Annotated in this window: 14 protein-coding genes, 1 pseudogene and 1 riboswitch; of the genes and pseudogenes, 11 read left to right on the forward strand and 4 right to left on the reverse strand. The window is 72.3% G+C overall.

The window, feature by feature from the left end; translation table 11 throughout:
* The first annotated feature begins 25 nt into the window (after window positions 1-25).
* Window positions 26-1183, forward strand: a complete 1158-nt coding sequence (locus tag K7B10_RS32160; RefSeq protein ID WP_229341770.1) for an ROK family transcriptional regulator — start codon at window positions 26-28, stop codon at window positions 1181-1183.
* 210 nt (window positions 1184-1393) lie between these two features.
* On the opposite strand, the pseudogene K7B10_RS32165 reads toward K7B10_RS32160, so the two are convergent.
* Window positions 1394-1777: pseudogene (locus tag K7B10_RS32165) on the reverse strand (CorA family divalent cation transporter); the annotation flags it as partial.
* Between the two features lie 19 nt (window positions 1778-1796).
* A complete protein-coding gene (locus tag K7B10_RS32170) occupies window positions 1797-4172 on the reverse strand; it encodes a chitinase C-terminal domain-containing protein (protein WP_229341772.1) in 2376 nt (791 codons plus the stop codon).
* Window positions 4173-4449: 277 nt separating this feature from the next.
* A riboswitch (FMN riboswitch) is annotated at window positions 4450-4579 on the forward strand.
* 247 nt (window positions 4580-4826) lie between these two features.
* Between K7B10_RS32170 and ribD the strand changes: the two genes are divergently transcribed.
* The 10 genes from ribD (at window position 4827) to K7B10_RS32220 (ending at window position 13667) form a co-directional block, all read left to right on the forward strand.
* Window positions 4827-5915, forward strand: a complete 1089-nt coding sequence (gene ribD / locus K7B10_RS32175) for a bifunctional diaminohydroxyphosphoribosylaminopyrimidine deaminase/5-amino-6-(5-phosphoribosylamino)uracil reductase RibD (RefSeq protein ID WP_229345567.1) — start codon at window positions 4827-4829, stop codon at window positions 5913-5915.
* Window positions 5916-6539 (forward strand): riboflavin synthase, encoded by a 624-nt coding sequence (locus K7B10_RS32180; RefSeq protein ID WP_229341774.1) that lies wholly within the window; start codon window positions 5916-5918, stop codon window positions 6537-6539. It abuts the gene before it with no gap.
* Window positions 6536-7189 (forward strand): nicotinamide mononucleotide transporter family protein, encoded by a 654-nt coding sequence (locus tag K7B10_RS32185; protein WP_229341776.1) that lies wholly within the window; start codon window positions 6536-6538, stop codon window positions 7187-7189. The genes K7B10_RS32180 and K7B10_RS32185 overlap by 4 nt, the downstream gene beginning before the upstream one ends.
* Window positions 7186-8484: a bifunctional 3,4-dihydroxy-2-butanone-4-phosphate synthase/GTP cyclohydrolase II gene (locus K7B10_RS32190; RefSeq protein ID WP_229341778.1), complete on the forward strand. Its 1299-nt coding sequence runs from the start codon at window positions 7186-7188 to the stop codon at window positions 8482-8484. Before K7B10_RS32185 ends, K7B10_RS32190 begins: the two co-directional genes overlap by 4 nt.
* A 71-nt stretch (window positions 8485-8555) precedes the next feature.
* Complete coding sequence (ribH, locus tag K7B10_RS32195; protein ID WP_030871826.1) at window positions 8556-9041, forward strand: 6,7-dimethyl-8-ribityllumazine synthase; 486 nt, start codon at window positions 8556-8558, stop codon at window positions 9039-9041.
* Between the two features lie 35 nt (window positions 9042-9076).
* Complete coding sequence (locus K7B10_RS32200) at window positions 9077-9358, forward strand: phosphoribosyl-ATP diphosphatase (protein ID WP_030871828.1); 282 nt, start codon at window positions 9077-9079, stop codon at window positions 9356-9358.
* 76 nt (window positions 9359-9434) lie between these two features.
* Complete coding sequence (hisG, locus tag K7B10_RS32205; protein WP_053693951.1) at window positions 9435-10283, forward strand: ATP phosphoribosyltransferase; 849 nt, start codon at window positions 9435-9437, stop codon at window positions 10281-10283.
* 52 nt (window positions 10284-10335) lie between these two features.
* Window positions 10336-10800, forward strand: coding sequence for a PH domain-containing protein (locus K7B10_RS32210; RefSeq protein ID WP_229341781.1), 465 nt, complete (start codon window positions 10336-10338; stop codon window positions 10798-10800).
* Window positions 10801-11127: 327 nt separating this feature from the next.
* Window positions 11128-12597: a hemolysin family protein gene (locus tag K7B10_RS32215; protein WP_229341783.1), complete on the forward strand. Its 1470-nt coding sequence runs from the start codon at window positions 11128-11130 to the stop codon at window positions 12595-12597.
* A complete protein-coding gene (locus K7B10_RS32220) occupies window positions 12594-13667 on the forward strand; it encodes a hemolysin family protein (protein ID WP_229341793.1) in 1074 nt (357 codons plus the stop codon). Before K7B10_RS32215 ends, K7B10_RS32220 begins: the two co-directional genes overlap by 4 nt.
* 51 nt (window positions 13668-13718) lie before the next feature.
* Here the strand turns inward: K7B10_RS32220 and K7B10_RS32225 are convergent, their stop codons facing one another.
* Window positions 13719-15668 (reverse strand): AAA family ATPase, encoded by a 1950-nt coding sequence (locus K7B10_RS32225; protein ID WP_229341803.1) that lies wholly within the window; start codon window positions 15666-15668, stop codon window positions 13719-13721.
* 378 nt (window positions 15669-16046) lie between these two features.
* Window positions 16047-16682, reverse strand: coding sequence for a uridine kinase family protein (locus tag K7B10_RS32230; protein ID WP_229341806.1), 636 nt, complete (start codon window positions 16680-16682; stop codon window positions 16047-16049).
* Window positions 16683-16905 lie beyond the last annotated feature (223 nt).

The raw sequence follows: 16905 nt of genomic DNA on the forward strand, positions 1-16905 counted from the left end.
AGTTGGCATCGAGGAGCTACCTAGGATGGGCGCCGTGACTCCTGCCAAGGCCCTGACCCCCGCCGCCCCGTCGCCCGCGTCGCCGAGCACGGCCCGGGCCATCAACGACCGCCTGGCCCTGCGACTCCTGCAGGAGGAGGGGCCGCTGACCGCCACTCAGCTCAAGGCGATGACCGGTCTGTCCCGCCCCTCGGTCGCCGATCTCGTCGAGCGGCTCACCGGCGCCGGGCTGATCGAGGTCGTGGGGGAGTCGGGGGAGCAGCGCCGCGGGCCCAATGCCCGGGTGTACGGGATCGTCGCCCGCCGGGCGTACCTGGCAGCCCTGGACGTACGGACGGACAGCGCGACGGCGGTCGTCGCGGACCTGCTCGGCCGCCCGCTGGCCCAGGCCGCGCTGCCTGTGGACGCGGTGGACGAGGCGGTGGACGTGCTGGAGGCCCTGGCGCGGGAGGCGGGCGCGGACGGGCTGCACACGGTGGTGGTCGGCGCCCCCGGTCTGGTGGCCCCGGCGGGGGAGCTGCGCAGCACCGCCGGACTGCCCGCCTGGCACCGGGACCTGGTGGCGGCGCTGCAGCGGCGGCTGCCGGCCGCGGTGGCGGTGGAGAACGAGACCAACCTGGCGGCCCTCGCCGAACAACGGGTCGGTGCGGCCCGGGACCTGGACTCCTTCGTGCTGCTGTGGCTCGGCGCGGGCGTCGGCGCGGCTGTGGTCCTGGACGGACGGCTCCGGCGGGGGGCCTCCGGCGGAGCGGGCGAGATCGGTTTCCTGCCCGTGCCGGGTACGGGACGGCTCCCGTCGGCCACGGACTGCGGGGGCGGGTTCCACGCCCTCGTCGGCCGGGACGCGGTGGCGGCGCTGGCGGCGGAGCACGGCTGGACGGGCCCGGTGGACGAGGCGGTGTCGGGGGCGGCGGGCGAGCCCTTCCTCGACGCGCTGGCGGAACGACTGGCGCTGGGCGCGGCGGCGGTCGCGGCGGTCCTGGACCCGGGATGCCTGGTCCTGGCGGGGGAGCTCGGCCACGCGGGCGGACCCGCCCTCGCGTCGGCGGTGGCCCGCCGGCTGACGACGCTGACCCCGGTCCCGATGGAGGTCCGGGCCACGACCCTGGGCGACTCGGCGGTCCTCACGGGAGCGCGCCTGGCCGCCCGCGAAGCCGCCCAGGCGGACCTCTTCGCCCCCTGAGCCGCGCCGGCCCGGGCCGCGCATTGCCGGGCCCGACCGCACCGAGCCGCACCGAGCCGCACCGAGCCGAACCGAGCCGCACCGGCCGGGCCGGTCGGCCTGCTCGTCGTCGATGGTCTCGTCGTCGTGGAGCCGGCGCCGGATGCGGGTGCGGTGCAGCACGTAGAGCGCGCCTGCCAGGAAGACGACCTGGAGGCCCACGGCGAGCACCCAGAAGATGACCCGGCGCTCCAGCTCGTCCGCCAGGTAGGCGAAGTTCATGCCGAAGGACCCCGTCACGAAGGTCAGCGGCAGAAAGATCGTGGAGACGATCGCGAGCCGGTTGATCACGCCGTTCTGCTCCCCGGACACCAGCGAGGCGTAGGTGCAGAAGCCGTGCCGGGCGGCCTCCTGCAGTGCCTCGATGTCCGTGAGCACCAGCCTCGAGACGCGCCGGTACTCCCGGGCGAGCCGCTGGCGCTCCTCGGGGAAGTTGCGGTTCGGCACCCGGCGCGTGAGCCTGTGCGAACACCGCGGCAGCCTACGAGGGCTCCCGCGGCCGCACGTGCGAGGACCCGGTGGCCGCCGGGCCACCGGGTCCTCACGTCCGCTCACCTACGGCACGTGCGCGGTGTCAGCAGGCGCCCTGGTCCTTCCAGACGCCCCAGTCGCCGGTGGTGCCGGGCTCCTCGTTCTGCGTCCACCACTGGGCCTTCCAGTTGTGGCCCTTGTGCGAGACGACCTGTCCGCCCGTGTACACGCTGCCCGCCACGTACGCCGGGTTCGTGCAGGTTCCGCCCGGCGGGGTCGTCGGCGGGGTGGTCGGCGGCGTCGTCGGGGGAGTGGTCGGCGGGGTCGTGGGCGGAGTCGTCGGCGGGATCGTCGTGCCCCCCGGCTCGACGAGCGTCGTGCCGCGCGCCAGGTCCCCGGCGAGGGCGTAGGTGGTGCCGGAGATGTTCACCGTCCAGTTGGAGGGCGTGGAGACCGGCAGGTAGTAGTTGAACGCCAGGTCCACCGAGGCGCCGGGGGCCAGCGTCTGCCATGCCGGGAGCTTCAGCGAGACCCGCTGGAAGTCGCCCTTCAGCCCGCCGGCATTGGTGCCGGTGTGGCCGCTGCTGATCACCTTCGTGCCGAAGCCGGACTGGTCGGAGGCGTTGTCCGGGGCCGAGGTCCCGTAGTCGAACTGGAACTCCGTGCCGCCGGGCAGCGTGGCCTTGGTGTTGTTGGTGATCTTGAGCTTCGGGGTGATCGGGTAGTTGGAGTCGCCCAGCTTGAACTCGCCGAACTCCGTCTTGATGTCCACGGCCTGGGTCGGCAGGGCGGTCGCGCCCGCCTTCTTCGCGCCGTAGGGCGCGGCCGACTTGAACTTCTCGTACATCAGGGAGGTGAGCGTGTCGCCCATCTCGTACTGGCCCTTGGCGGTGTTGTAGCCGTAGTCGCCCGCCAGCTCCCAGACCATGGTGCCGCCGATGCCCTTGTTCACCACGTAGTCGGCCTTGGCGGCGACGGACTGCTCGTCCTCCGTCGACAGGAAGACCTTCTTCTGGGCGTTCCACAGCCACGGCGCCACCAGCGCGGAGTCGTACTTGCGGACGTAGGTGCCGGTCAGCGTGGTGTTCGCGGGGAAGCCGTACGTGGTGACGTAGTCGCCGACGACGCCCTTCTCCAGGTTCTTGGCGTGCCACATCGGGTTGGAGCCCGCCGGGGACTCGACCCCGTTGGCGTCCAGGTCGTGCCACAGGTTGTCGATGCCGACCGCACCGTCACCGCACTTGGTCAGCCCCGCGCCGGCCGGGCAGGTGGTCGCGGGGGCCTTGCCCCACAGGCCGTCCGTACCGCCCTGCACGTTCTTGAAGCCGCGGGTGTAGTACGGCAGGCCCATGTTGATGCGGCCGGCCGGCATGGAGCCGCGGAAGTAGTGGTAGGCCCAGTCGGAGTTCAGGTAGCCGATGCCGCCGTACTGGGAGGTGGAGTAGACGCCGGCCGCGGCCAGTTCGCCGTCCTTGCCGTCGTCGAAGAGCGAGGCGTTCGGGCCCACGTACTCGTTCCAGGCGCCGTGCAGGTCGTAGGACATGATGTTGACGTAGTCCAGGTACTTCTGCATCTGGAACGTCTCCATGCCGCGCAGCAGGTAGCCGGAGGAGGGGGCGGCGACGGACAGCAGGTAGTGCTTGCCGTCGGCGGCGCCCGCGCGGTCGAGCTTCTCGCGCAGCGACTTCATCAGAGCGGCGTAGCCCTGGACGAGGCCGGCCCGGCGGGCGTTGGAGAGCTGCCAGTCCAGCGGGTTGCCCGCGTCCTTCATGGTGGTCGGGTATTCGTAGTCGATGTCGACGCCGTTGAAACCGTACTTGCGGATGAAATCGACCGAGGAGTCCGCGAAGGTGTCGATGCCGGCCTGGTTCACCGAGCCGTCGGCGTTGGTGGCCATCGAGTAGAAGCCCCCGGAGGCGACGCGGTTGCCGTCGTCGCCGAAGTAGCCGCCGGTCTCGGCCCAGCCGCCGACCGAGATCAGCGTCTTGACGTTCGGGTACTGCTTCTTGAATTTGTTCAGCAGGTTGAAGTGGCCCTTGTACGGCAGGGCCGGGTCCATCTCGGCGCCCGCCACGCCCGGCCAGGTCATCCCGGTGGCGGCGTTGTTCGCGTTGTCGCCGCCGACCGAGATCTTGTTGTCGGAGCCGACGTGGGCGAAGGCGTAGTTCAGGTGGGTGACCTTGGACCACGGGACGTTGTTGGCCAGGTAGGCGGGGGTGCCGTCCTTGCCCGTCCGCCAGCCGGTGAAATATCCGATGACGCGGCGCTGGTGGTCGGCGCCCATCTTCTCGCGGCCTTCGGAGTCGTAGACCGAGCAGTAGGGGACGTCGACGCCGGCCGTCTTGTACAGCCCGTCGGGGCGACAGCTCTCGTTGTCGGCGGCGTGCGAGACGCCCGCCGAGAGCCCGCCGACCAGCAGTCCGGCGATCGCCGCGCCGGATGCCAGGAGCATCGCTCTCATACGTGTGGGGGACGGCATGGTGCCTCCTGGGGAGGGGAGGATGGCAGACACAAAGGACACAACAGGCGGAGAAGTGGTGCGTGTTGGCCCGTGACGTGCGCACATCTGACGGGCTGTCTCCCGGGGAAGATGAAGGGAACGTTAAGAGGACTAGACCACCCCGTCAATAGGTCTGGACCAATAGCGGTCCGACCTGACGGACTCCCGCGCCGCGCGCCCCCTGTGATCCAGGCCACAGCGCTTCCCTCGCATGGCCGACGATCGACCGTGGCAAACTGGCAGCAGTACCAGTAAGCAGCGCACTCCGGGGTCGGTGTAATTCCGAACCGGCGGTATAGTCCGCGACCCGTCCGCAGCCAGCGGCCGGTTGACCAGGTGAAATTCCTGGACCGACGGTGAAAGTCCGGATGGGAGGCAGTGCGCGGCGGGCCAGTGACCGGTACGCCGCCGTCGGCGGTTCATCGGCGTATCCCTGCGGATGCGTCCGGAGGGACCGTTTTTTCGGCCTCGGCGTCCCCGCGTGTGCTGTACCGCTTCATCTGTCGTATCCCGACAGGCCCCGGAGTCCGTGCCCGACAGAGGCAGGAGGACCCGGTGGCGAACCACGCCGCGCACGCACCGCACGACGCCTTCGGCGAGGCCGAGACCGTTGCCGCAGCCGACGCGCGGGCCATGCGCCGCGCCATCGAGCTCGCCGCCCGCGGCCTCGGCTCCACCAGCCCCAACCCGGTCGTCGGCTGCGTCATCACCGACGCCGCGGGCACCGTCGTCGGCGAGGGCTGGCACGAGCGGGCCGGCGGCCCGCACGCCGAGGTCCACGCCCTGCGCGCCGCCGGCGGGGCCGCCCGCGGCGGCACCGCGTACGTCACCCTCGAACCCTGCAACCACACCGGTCGTACGGGACCCTGCGCCCAGGCCCTCGCCGAGGCCGGCGTCACCCGCGTGGTCTATGCCGTCCCCGACCCGAACCCGCAGGCCAGCGGTGGCGCCGCCACCCTGCGCGCCGCCGGGATCAAGGCCGAGGGCGGGTTCCTGGAGGCCGAGGCCGCAGCCGGCAACGCCGCCTGGCTCACCTCCGTACGCCTGGGCCGTCCGCACGTGACCTGGAAGTACGCCGCCACCCTCGACGGCCGCAGCGCCGCGGCGGACGGCAGCAGCCGCTGGATCACCGGCCCGGAATCCCGCGCCGACGTCCACCGCCTGCGCGCGGAGGCCGACGCCGTCCTCGTGGGCGGCGGCACCCTGCGCGCCGACGACCCGCACCTGGCCGTACGGGGCGTCGAAGGGGCCACCCAGCCCCTGCGCGTCGCCCTCGACACCCGCGCCGGCCTGCCGGCGACCGCCCGCGTCCTCGACGACGCCGCGCCCACGCTGCTCGTCGTCGGCGAGGACGCCGACACCCGGCACCTGCCGGACGGCGTCGACCTGCTCCGGCTGCCCCTGCACGAGGGCCGCATCGCCGTCCACGACCTGCTCGCGCAGCTGTACGGCCGCGGCGTGCGCTCCGTGTTCCTGGAAGGCGGCCCCACCCTCGCGGGCGCCTTCCTCGCAGCCGGAGCCGTCGACCGCGTCATCGGCTACCTCGCCCCGGCCCTCCTCGGCTCCGGCCCCGCCGCCCTCGCCGACGCCGGCATCACCAACATCGCCCGCGCGGTGCGCCTCGACATCACCGAGGCCGTCCGCGTCGGCACCGATCTGCGCATCACCGCCGTACCCGTGTCCGAAGCCGTCCCCACCCCCACCGCCCCCAAGGAGCACTGAGTGTTCACCGGAATCGTCGAAGAACTGGGCGAGGTCACCGCCGTCGAGCAGCTCTCGGAGGCCTCCCGCTTCCGCCTGCGCGGCCCCGTCGTCACCGACGGCGCCAAGCACGGCGACTCCATCGCCGTCAACGGCGTCTGCCTGACCGTCGTGGAGACCGGCGACGGCGAGTTCACCGCCGACGTCATGCAGGAGACCCTCAAGCGCTCCAGCCTCGGCGCCCTCCACACGGGCTCCCGGGTCAACCTGGAGCGCCCGATGGCCCTCGGCGGACGGCTCGGCGGACACCTGGTCCAGGGGCACGTGGACGGAACCGGCGAGATCCTGTCCAGGACGCCCTCCGAGCACTGGGAGATCGTCAAGGTCTCGCTCCCGCAGAACCTGTCCCGGTACGTCGTGGAGAAGGGCTCCATCACGGTGGACGGCGTCAGCCTCACCGTGGTCGAGGCCGCCGCGCACTGGTTCACCATCAGCCTCATCCCCACCACGCTCGCGCTGACCACCCTCGGCCTCAAGCAGGCCGGCGACCCGGTCAACCTGGAGGTCGACGTGCTCGCGAAGTACGTCGAGCGCCTGCTCGCCGCCGGAGTGGACCCGCTGACCGCCAAGGAGGATCAGCAGTGACCGCCCTGACCTGGCTCAACGCGGAGGCCTTCACGGTCTTCGGCCAGAAGGTCATCTGGTCCGACATGATCGGCAACCTGATGGGCCTGGCCGCCCTCGCACTCGGCTGGCGCCGCTCGATATGGACCTGGCCCGCCCAGCTCCTGTCCGGCCTGATCCTCATAGCCGCCTACGCCTCCGCCCACCTCTCCGGCGGCGTCGGCAAGCAGCTCCTCGTCATCGGCGTGGCCGCCTGGGGCTGGCGCGCCTGGCAGCGCGGCCGGCAAGAGGCCCAGGACGGCACCCTCGCGGTGCGGACCGCCACCTGGACGGAGCGCGGACTGCTCCTCGCCGGTGCGGCCCTGGGCACCCTCGCCGTCGGCGGCCTCTTCACGCTCTTCCCGAACCTGTCCTGGAGCCCGTGGGCCGACGCCTACATCTTCGTCGGCACGATCGTCGCGATGGTCGCCCAGGCCCGCGGCCTCGTCGAGTTCTGGTTCGCCTGGCTCCTCGTCGACCTGGTCGGCGTCCCGCTCGCCTTCACCAACGGACTGGCCTTCTCCGGCCTCGTCTACGTCGTCTACTTCGCGCTCGTCCTCTGGGGCGCCCACGACTGGTACCAGCGTTCGCGCACCACCCCCGCCCCGGCCCTGGAAGGAGCAACGGCATGACCTCCCTCAAGCCCGTGCCCGACATCGACGCCGTCCTCGACGCCGTCTTCCGGCTCGACCCCGTCGAGCAGGCCATCCGCGACATCGCGGCCGGCCGGCCGGTGGTCGTCGTCGACGACGAGGACCGCGAGAACGAGGGCGATCTCGTCATCGCCGCCGAGAAGGCCACCCCCGAGATCGTCGCGTTCATGATGAGCGAGTGCCGCGGCCTGATCTGCGCCCCCATGGAGGGCCCGGAGCTGGAGCGGCTCGAGCTGCCCCAGATGGTCCAGAACAACACGGAGTCGATGAAGACCGCCTTCACGGTCTCCGTCGACGCGAGCGCCGCCCACGGCGTCACCACCGGCATCTCGGCCGCCGACCGCTCGACCACCCTGCGGATGCTCGCCGACGGGGTCTCCGAGCCCTCGGACTTCGTCCGCCCCGGCCACGTCTTCCCGCTGCGCGCCAAGCCCGGCGGCGTCCTGGTCCGCAACGGCCACACCGAGGCCGCCGTCGACCTCGCCCGCCTCGCCGGCCTGCGCCCCGTCGGCGCGATCGTGGAGATCGCCGGCGAGGACGGCGTCATGCTGCGCCTGCCCGAGCTGATCCCCTTCGCCCGCAAGCACGGCCTGACGATCATCTCCATCGAGGACCTGATCGCCTACCGCCGCTCCGCCGAGCCGACGGTGCGCCGGGAGGCCACGGTCGCGCTGCCGACCGCCCACGGCGACTTCACGGCGTACGGCTACCGCTCCACCGTCGACGGCGTGGAGCACGTCGCCCTCGTCCACGGCGAGATCGGCGACGGCGAGGACGTCGTCGTCAGGGTCCACTCCGAGTGCCTGACCGGCGACATCTTCCACTCCCTGCGCTGCGACTGCGGCCCCCAGCTGCACGCCTCCATGGCCCGCGTCAAGGAAGAGGGCCGCGGCGTGGTCGTCTACCTGCGCGGTCACGAGGGCCGCGGCATCGGACTGGTGTCCAAGCTGCGCGCGTACGAACTGCAGGAGCGCGGCCGCGACACCCTGGACGCCAACCTGGAGCTCGGCCTGCCCGCCGACGCACGCGACTACGCCGCCGGCGCGCAGATCCTCGCCGACCTCGGCGTCAAGAGCGTCCGGCTGCTGACCAACAACCCCGACAAGTCCGCCGCCCTCGTACGGCACGGCATCGCGGTCAACGACCGGGTGGCCATGCCCACGGAGGCCGGGGAGCACAATCTGCGGTACCTGCGCACGAAGCGGGACCGCATGGGCCACGACCTGCCCTGGCTGGACCGGGCCGTGACCGCCACCACCTGCGGCAACCAGTAAGCACGCACGAACCACCCCACCAGCAGCACACACCACGAACCACGAACCACGAAGAACCGAGGAGCACAGCTGTGAGCGGCAAGGGCGCACCCGAACTGAGTGTCAGGAACTGCGGAGACCTCCGGGTCGCCGTCATCGCGGCCCAGTGGCACGAGAAGGTCATGGACGGGCTCGTCGACGGCGCGCTGCGCGCCCTGCACGAACTGGGCATCGACGAGCCGACCCTGCTCCGCGTCCCGGGCAGCTTCGAGCTCCCGGTCGCGGCGAAGGTGCTGGCCGGCCGCGGCTACAATGCCATCGTCGCCCTCGGAGTCGTCATCCGCGGCGGCACCCCGCACTTCGAATACGTCTGCCAGGGCGTCACCCAAGGCCTGGTGCAGGTATCGATCGACACCGGAGTCCCCGTCGGCTTCGGCGTGCTGACCTGCGACAACGACGAGCAGGCGCTGGACCGCGCCGGGCTCGAGGGGTCGAACGAGGACAAGGGACACGAAGCGGTCATCGCCGCCGTCTCGACCGCTGTGACCCTGCGGTCCGTCAGCGAACCCTGGCACTGAGTGGTGGCGGGGGACCCCGTATTCTGAGGACCATCATGGCGAACACACCCTCCAAGAGTTTCGAAGAGCTCTTCAGCGAGCTTCAGCTCAAGGCCGCCACCGGCGACCCCGGCTCCTCCCGCACCGCCGAACTCGTCGGCAAGGGCGTCCATGCGATCGGCAAGAAGATCGTCGAGGAGGCCGCCGAGGTCTGGATGGCCGCCGAGTACGAGGGCAAGGAAGCCGCCGCCGAGGAGATCTCCCAGCTGCTGTACCACGTCCAGGTGATGATGGTCGCGCGCGGGATCTCCCTCGACGACGTCTACGCGCACCTCTAGGCCGCAGCCCGTTCCGCGGGTCCCCCGCCCGCCGCTCACCCACACGTTTCGCAATCCACGCACTGAAGGAAGCCCCATGCTGCGCATCGCCGTCCCCAACAAGGGTTCACTCTCCGGAGCGGCGTCGGCGATGCTCCATGAGGCCGGCTACCGCCAGCGCAAGGAGTCCAAGGAGCTCGTGGTCCTCGACCCCGAGAACGGCGTGGAGTTCTTCTACCTCCGCCCGAAGGACATCGCGATCTACGTCGCCTCGGGCAAGCTCGACATCGGCATCACCGGCCGTGACCTGCTGCTCGACTCCGGCGCCAGCGCGGAGGAGATCCTCCCGCTGAACTTCGGCCGCTCGACCTTCCGCTACGCCACCAAGCCCGGCACCGCGAAGGGCCCCGAGGACTTCACCGGGATGACGATCGCGACCTCGTACGAGGGAATCGTCGCCAAGCACCTCGCCGAGCAGGGCATCGACGCCTCCGTCGTGCACCTGGACGGCGCGGTCGAGACCGCCATCCAGCTCGGCGTCGCCCAGGTCATCGCGGACGTCGTCGAGACCGGCACCAGCCTGCGCAACGCCGGCCTGGAGGTCATCGGCGAGCCGATCCTCACCTCCGAGGCCGTGGTCATCCGCCGCAACGGCGCCGACGCCGAGAACCCGCAGGCCCAGCAGTTCCTGCGGCGCCTCCAGGGCGTCCTCGTGGCCCGCAGCTACGTGATGATGGACTACGACTGCCGCGCCGAGCACCTGGAGCGGGCCGTCGCCCTCACCCCGGGCCTGGAGTCGCCGACCATCTCCCCGCTGCACAACGAGGGCTGGGTCGCCGTCCGCGCGATGGTCCCGGCCAAGGAGGCGCAGCGGATCATGGACGACCTGTACGAGCTCGGCGCGCGCGCGATCCTCACCACCTCGATCCACGCCTGCCGTCTCTGACCCGTACGTCCTTCCGACCCGTACGCCCCCTCCCGAAGGCATCTCCCGCATCATGGCCGAGTCCGCCGCCCAGCCCGCACTGCCCACCCTGCCGGTCACCTTCCGGCCGACCCGTACCCGGGCCGTCCTGCTGGGCGTCGGGCTCGCCATGTTCGCCACCATCACGGCGATCGCCCTGCTGCTGGAGAACCTCGGCCCGGGGGAGCGGGTCAGCTTCGTCTTCACCGCCGTCCTGCTGTCGTCCGTACTCGTCCTGCTCAGCCGCCCCAAGGTGGTCGCGGACGAGGCGGGCGTCACCGTCGTGAACCTGACCAACACCCGCCGCCTGGAGTGGGCGCAGATCCTGCGCGTCAACCTCCGCCCGGGCGACCCGTGGGTGTTCCTGGACCTCAGCGACGGTACGAGCCTGCCCGCGCTCGGCATCCAGCCCGGCGTGGCCAAGCAGCAGGCCATCGGCGACGCCCGCGCGCTGCGCGCGCTCGCCGAAGCCCGGGGAACCGGGCCGCACCACCACTGAGCGCCCGCCGCACGGACGCCCGACCCGCACACCCCGGACAGCGGAAGCCCGAACACACGGCGAACAGCCGTGGAACGGGCCTCGCACAGGGCCTGAGCGGGCCTCGAGCGGCCCTCGGACGAAGCACCGGAGCCGCAGCCGACCGCTGCGTCCCATTGCGGCGGCGATCTCAGTGACTACCCTGGTGGCGGGGCGCACCCGTACGCCCTCCCACCGGCCCCGGGACCCCGAGGCCCGCGGGCACCTGCGACTTGAGGAGTGACTCCCTCCAGCAATGGACGGATCGTCCGGTAGTACCCGCGCCGCCCTCCCCACGGAGGCGGCGGCATGACCATCCCGCTACTTCTGCTCGTGGCGGCATTCGCCCTGATCCTCGCCAACGGCTTCTTCGTGGCGGCCGAGTTCGGCCTCGTCACCGTGGAACGGCCCGAGGCCGAACGCGCCGCAGCCGACGGCGACCGCCGTGCCCGCACGGTGGTCGAAGCCCTGCGGGAGCTGTCCTTCCAGCTCTCCGGCACCCAGCTCGGCATCACCATCACCTCCCTCGTGGTCGGCATGCTCGCCGAACCGGCCCTCGCCGGACTGCTGGCCGGGCCGCTCGCGGCCACCGGCCTGCCCGCGGGGGCCGTCTCCGGCGTCGCCGTCTTCATCGGCATGCTGCTCGCCTCCGCCGTCCAGATGGTCGTCGGCGAGCTCGTCCCGAAGAACTGGGCGGTCTCCCGGCCGCTGCAGGTGGCCCGCTTCGTGGCCGGCCCGCAGCAGGTCTTCTCCCGTGCCTTCCGGCCGGTCATCGCCGGCCTCAACGCCGTCGCCAACCGTCTCGTACGGATGCTCGGCGTCGAGCCGGCCGAGGAGATGGCCTCCGCCCGCACCCCCGGCGAACTGGTCTCCCTGGTCCGTCATTCGGCCCAGGCCGGCGCCCTCGAACAGGACACCGCCGACCTCTTCGTACGGACCCTCTCGCTGGGCGAGCTCACGGCCCAGCACGTCATGACCCCCCGGGTGAAGGTCAGCGCCCTCCAGCACACGGCCACCGCGGCCGACGTGCTGAACCTGACCCGCGCCACCGGGCTGTCCCGCTTCCCGGTCTACCGGGAGCGCATCGACGAGGTCACCGGGGTCGTCCACCTCAAGGACGCCCTCGCCGTGCCCGAGTCCGAGCGCGCCCGCACCACCGTGAGCCGGATCTGCGTGGCCCCGCTGCTGGTGCCCGGCTCCCTGCCGGTGCAGCCGCTGCTGGAACGGCTCCGCAGCGAGCAGCCGATGGCTGTCGTCGTCGACGAGTACGGCGGCACCGCCGGGGTGGTCACCCTGGAGGACATCGTCGAGGAGCTCGTCGGAGAGGTCCGCGACGAGCACGACCTCGCCGAGGACGAGAGCCCCGAACTGGCCGCGGTACCCGCCGAGGACGGCCGCCCCTCCTGGGAGGCCGACGGCAGCTGCCGGGTACAGACCCTGCGCCGGATAGGCCTGGACGTGCCCGAAGGCCCCTACGAGACCGTCGCCGGCCTCGTCGCGGACCTGCTGGGCCGGATCCCCGCCCCCGGGGACCGCGCCGAACTGCCCGGCTGGAAGCTGTCCGTCCGCCAGGTCGGCCGCAACCGCGCCGAACGCGTCCGGCTGGTCAGGCTGGGCAGCGTCCCCGCCGCCGCGCACGGGACCGCCCCCGAGGCCGCCCGCGCCACCGTCCGGATCGACACGGGCGCCGCACGCACCGGGCCCGGCCGGCAGGCCTCCCCGGACGGCCGGTCGCCGCAGTCGGCCCAGTCGGCCCAGCTGGAAGGCGCCGGCCGATGAACGCCCTCCAACTGCTGTTCGCCCTGCTCCTGGTCCTGGCCAATGGTTTCTTCGTCGGCGCCGAGTTCGCGCTCGTCTCCGTACGGCGCAGCCAGATCGAGCCGCTCGCCAAGGAGTCCAAGCGGGCCCGCCAGGTGCTGTACGGGCTGGAGAACCTGCCGCGGATGATGGCGGCGGCCCAGTTCGGCATCACCGTCTGTTCCCTGACCCTCGGCGCGGTCGCCGAGCCGACGGTGGCCCGCCTGCTGGAGCCGCTGTTCCACGCGGCGCACATCCCGCAGGGCGTGATCCACCCGCTGGGCTACGCGGTGGCGCTCGCCGCCGTCGTCTTCCTGCACCTGGTCATCGGCGAGATGGTGCCCAAGAACCTCGCCATGGCCGCGCCGGAGAAGACCGCCCTCTGGTTCAGCCCGGGCCTGGTGGCCTTCGCCCGGCTGTGCGGCCCGGTCACCAGTGCGCTGGGCTCCTGCGCGCACCTGGTGCTCCGCCTGTTCAAGGTGGAGCCCAAGGACGAGGTCGAGGCCGTCTACACCAGCGCCCAGCTCGGCCGGCTCGTCGAGGACTCCCGGCAGGCCGGGCTCCTGGAGCCGGGCGAGCAGGAGCGCCTGGAGGACGCCCTGGAGCTGGGCAGCCGCCCGGTCACCGACGTGCTGCTCGCCCGGGACCGGCTGGTCACGGTCGGCCCCTCGGCCACCCCGCGCCAGATCGAGCAGCTGACGGTCCGCACCGGCTACTCCCGCTTCCCGGTCCGCTCCGAGAACGGGGCCTTCATGGGCTACTTGCACGTGAAGGACGTACTGGACCTGGAGGACCGGGAGCGGGCCGTGCCCCAGCGGGTCTGGCGGCGGATGACCACGCTGTCCGCCACCCTCCCGCTGGACGACGCGCTCAGCGTCATGCGCCGGGACGCCACCCATCTGGCCCAGGTCGCCGACCCGGCCGGCCGGGTGCTGGGCCTGGTCGCCCTGGAGGACGTCCTGGAGATGCTGGTCGGCGAGGTACGCGATCCTGCGCACCGCGTCCCGGCCCGCCGCCCGGGCCCCCGGCAGAGCAGCCCCGCCGGGGTGTGAGCCGTGGTGTGAGCCGCTGCCGCCCCGCAGGAGCTCTGCGGGGCGGCAGCGCTACATCGGCGGCGGCTCCGGCCGGTCCCGGTCCTGGGGGCCGCGGCCCGAAAGGACCTCCCCGTACGCCTGCATCAGGTCCGGCAGCCGCAGCGTCGCCAGGTCGTCCCGCGAGGGCTCGCCCGGGAAGCCGGCCAGGCGCAGGTCCCGGTACGCGCAGCTCTTCTCGTACAGGGTGCGCAGGAAGCGGCCGTTGCCCAGCTCGTCGATCCAGCCCTGCTCCACCACGTGCCCGCTGATGCTGCGCAGCTCGTCCAGGGCCTCCTCGTCCCAGCAGTCGCCGTTGGCGTCCGCCAGTACCCCGCCGATCGCGGTCAGCTCCAGCGGCCGGTAGCTCGGGAAGTCCACCCGGGTCGTGAACCGCGAGGACAGCCCCGGATTGGCGGCCAGCAGCCGGTCCATCCCGGCCGGATAGCCGGCCAGGATCACCACCAGGTGGTCCCGGTTGTCCTCCGCCCGCTTCAGCAGCACCTGGAGCGCCTCGTCCCCGTACGCGTCGCCCTTGCTGTACCCGGTGTTGGAGAGGCTGTACGCCTCGTCCACGAACAGCACCCCGCCGATCGCGGAATCGATCAGCTCGTTCGCCTTCACGGCGGTCTGCCCGAGGAACTCGCCCACCAAGTCGGCCCGCTGGGCCTCCACCAGATGGTCCCCGCCCAGCAGCCCGAGTGCGTAGAAGACCCGGCCCAGGATCCGCGCCACCGTCGTCTTGCCCGTGCCCGACGGCCCGGAGAAGACGAAATGCCGCTTCGGCGGCTGCACCGGCAGCCCCTGCCCGGCCCGCAGCCGGGCCATGTGCAGCTGTGCGGAGAGCGCCTTCACCTGCCGTTTCACCGGCTCCAGCCCCACCATCCGCTCCAGCTCCGCCAGCGCCTGGGCGAGCAGCGCCGGATCGGCCGGCCCTGCAGGCAGCCCTCCGGGCGAGGCCTGCGGCGGGACCGCCACCTTGCGGCGTACGCCCTCCACCCGGCCCGCGCCCGGACCGCCCGGAGCCCCGAACCGCGGATCCGGATCCGGTGAGACCAGCGGGTCCGGCTCCGCCTGCCCGTCCGCCGCGATGTCCTGGACGGGACCGCCGCCGAGGGCCACCGCCGCGAAGTCCCCGCCGACGGGGGAGAGATCGTGGCCCGCGTACCCCTCGTAGCCGGAGGCGGCGTATCCGGCGTATCCGTCGGCCCCGTCGACGTAGTCGCTGTCCTCGATCGCCGTCAGCCGGGCCGCCGTGTCCATGAACGCAGGGTCCACCCGGTGCACCGCCCGGTACAGCGGCAGGGCCGCCGCGCTGCGCCCGGTCCCCTCGTGCGCCCGCGCCAGCCAGTACCGCAGCTCCTTGCGCTGCGGCTGCTCGCTGCGGCACCGCATCAGCGCCGCCGACAGCATCGGCTCGGCCTGCCCGTACATCTCCAGGCGGACCCTGGCCATCCCGCCGAACAGACCCGCCTCGATGCCGAGCAGCGGATCGTCCACCAGCGGCTCGGTGTGCCGCACCAGCTGCTCCCAGTCCTTGACCAGGTAGGAGCGGCAGGCGTGCAGGAACCGCACCTGCGCGTCGGTGTCCACCGGCGGCAGCGCGGCCAGCGCCTGGTCCAGCTCGGGGACGTGCCGGCCGTCCAGCCAGTGCGAGGCGTGCGCCAGCAGCAGGTCCCGACGGCTCTCCAGTACCGGCTGTACCCACCAGCCCAGCCAGTACCAGGAGTTCAGTGTCCGCCGGTGGCGGGCCCGCTGCTCCCCGAAGCGGTCGCGGTGGGCGTACATGCGCAATAAGGCGTTCGTGGTGTCCACCCGGAGCGCGTGCAGGCCCAGCCATGCGTCGGCCATCGAGGGATCCAGTCGTACGGCCGCCCGGAACTCCTCCTCGGCCTGCGGGTAGGCGCCCATGGTGCAGGCGTCCACCCCGCGCAGCCAGGCGAGTTCGGCCGGGGCGTGCGTGCCCGGCGTGCCGAAATCCATCACATCCCCCACAAGCCTGCCCCCGTGGTGCACAGCAACCCCCGCGTCGCGCCCGCGAGTTGTCCACTGCGCCGATGAAATCAGGGGTGCATCGTACCTGCGGCCAAGCACCATACGTAGGGTGCGGCCGACACCGGTCGGAGGCGCACCAGGGGCGCGCGAGGTGACTCAGGGTGAAGATTTCGGGGTGGCCGGGCCCGCGCGGAGCCGGCGGAAAACCGGTCCGGGGCAGAACGAAGCCCCCGATCACGGGGGAACAATCGGGGGCTTCGTGTCCGCTGCGGCCTGGAAAGACCGCGCATTCAGAACGTAAGGCCGGTGCGGGGCCCAGGTCAAGCGAGTCGATGCGGGCCCGCCCGGGCGGACTCCCCGAGCGGCTCAGGCCCGGGGGAATTCGTCACCTTCCGTAATGGAAGAGGCCCTTCCGGAGGTCGCATCCGTCCCGGAAGTCCACTCGTATCCCGTACCACTCTGGCGTACCAAAGTGTCGGCGAAGGGGCGCGAAGGATCATCCGCGAAGTGTGCGAGCTCCGCGCGCTCCCATCCGTCCCAGAAGTCGGAGAGTTCACGCCCGTCCCGATTTCGCCCGCGCCCCCAGGACTGCGCGCGCGGCGTCTCCATCCACAGCAGTCGCGCCAGATGCGGGCGCAGCTCCCGCCGCCCGGCCCCGACCCCCTCGATCAGCAGAAGCGGAACCGGCTCCTGGACCCGCTCGGGGCCGAACCGGCGCTCCACCCAGTCGTACGGGGCCCAGTGGGCCGGGCGCCCGGCGGCGAGCGGCTCCAGTACCTGCGCGCGCAGCCGATCCGGCCACGCGAAGAGCTCCTCGTGGGTGGCCACGTCGTCCAGGTGCAGCACGGGTGCCCCGCCCAGCGCCTCGGCCAGCCGTCCGGCGAAGGTGCTCTTCCCGGACCCGGCGTGCCCGTCGACGGCGATCAGCCGGACCGGGCCCAGCGACGGGGGCAATGCGGCGAGTTCACGCGCGAGTGACTGAAGTGACTGCTGAGGCTCCACTCGGCCAGAGTAGGTCCCTGGTCCGTCCCGGTCTGGCGTCACCCCGACACGGTGCCGTGGCTTCGCCGCCCGGCGGGCGGGAACTGGAAGGGTGGAGCCTTCGACCGCCGCACCGACCCCTGGGGGCCACGCCGATGACCGCACCCACACCACGCCGCGCCCTGCTGGCCGTCGCGCTCGCCGCGGCCGCGGCGGCCACCGTTCCGGGCGGCCGCGCCTCGGC

It is taken from the genome of Streptomyces flavotricini (assembly GCF_020639365.1).
Lineage (GTDB): Bacteria > Actinomycetota > Actinomycetes > Streptomycetales > Streptomycetaceae > Streptomyces > Streptomyces flavotricini.

Coding starts and splice junctions, on each gene's coding strand:
- K7B10_RS32160 (WP_229341770.1), top strand. CDS start 26: ATGGGCGCCGTGACTCCTGCCAAGGCCCTGACCCCCGCCGCCCCGTCG.
- K7B10_RS32170 (WP_229341772.1), bottom strand. CDS start 4,172: ATGCCGTCCCCCACACGTATGAGAGCGATGCTCCTGGCATCCGGCGCG.
- ribD (WP_229345567.1), top strand. CDS start 4,827: ATGCGCCGCGCCATCGAGCTCGCCGCCCGCGGCCTCGGCTCCACCAGC.
- K7B10_RS32190 (WP_229341778.1), top strand. CDS start 7,186: ATGACCTCCCTCAAGCCCGTGCCCGACATCGACGCCGTCCTCGACGCC.
- K7B10_RS32200 (WP_030871828.1), top strand. CDS start 9,077: ATGGCGAACACACCCTCCAAGAGTTTCGAAGAGCTCTTCAGCGAGCTT.
- hisG (WP_053693951.1), top strand. CDS start 9,435: ATGCTGCGCATCGCCGTCCCCAACAAGGGTTCACTCTCCGGAGCGGCG.
- K7B10_RS32210 (WP_229341781.1), top strand. CDS start 10,336: ATGGCCGAGTCCGCCGCCCAGCCCGCACTGCCCACCCTGCCGGTCACC.
- K7B10_RS32215 (WP_229341783.1), top strand. CDS start 11,128: ATGACCATCCCGCTACTTCTGCTCGTGGCGGCATTCGCCCTGATCCTC.
- K7B10_RS32220 (WP_229341793.1), top strand. CDS start 12,594: ATGAACGCCCTCCAACTGCTGTTCGCCCTGCTCCTGGTCCTGGCCAAT.
- K7B10_RS32225 (WP_229341803.1), bottom strand. CDS start 15,668: ATGGATTTCGGCACGCCGGGCACGCACGCCCCGGCCGAACTCGCCTGG.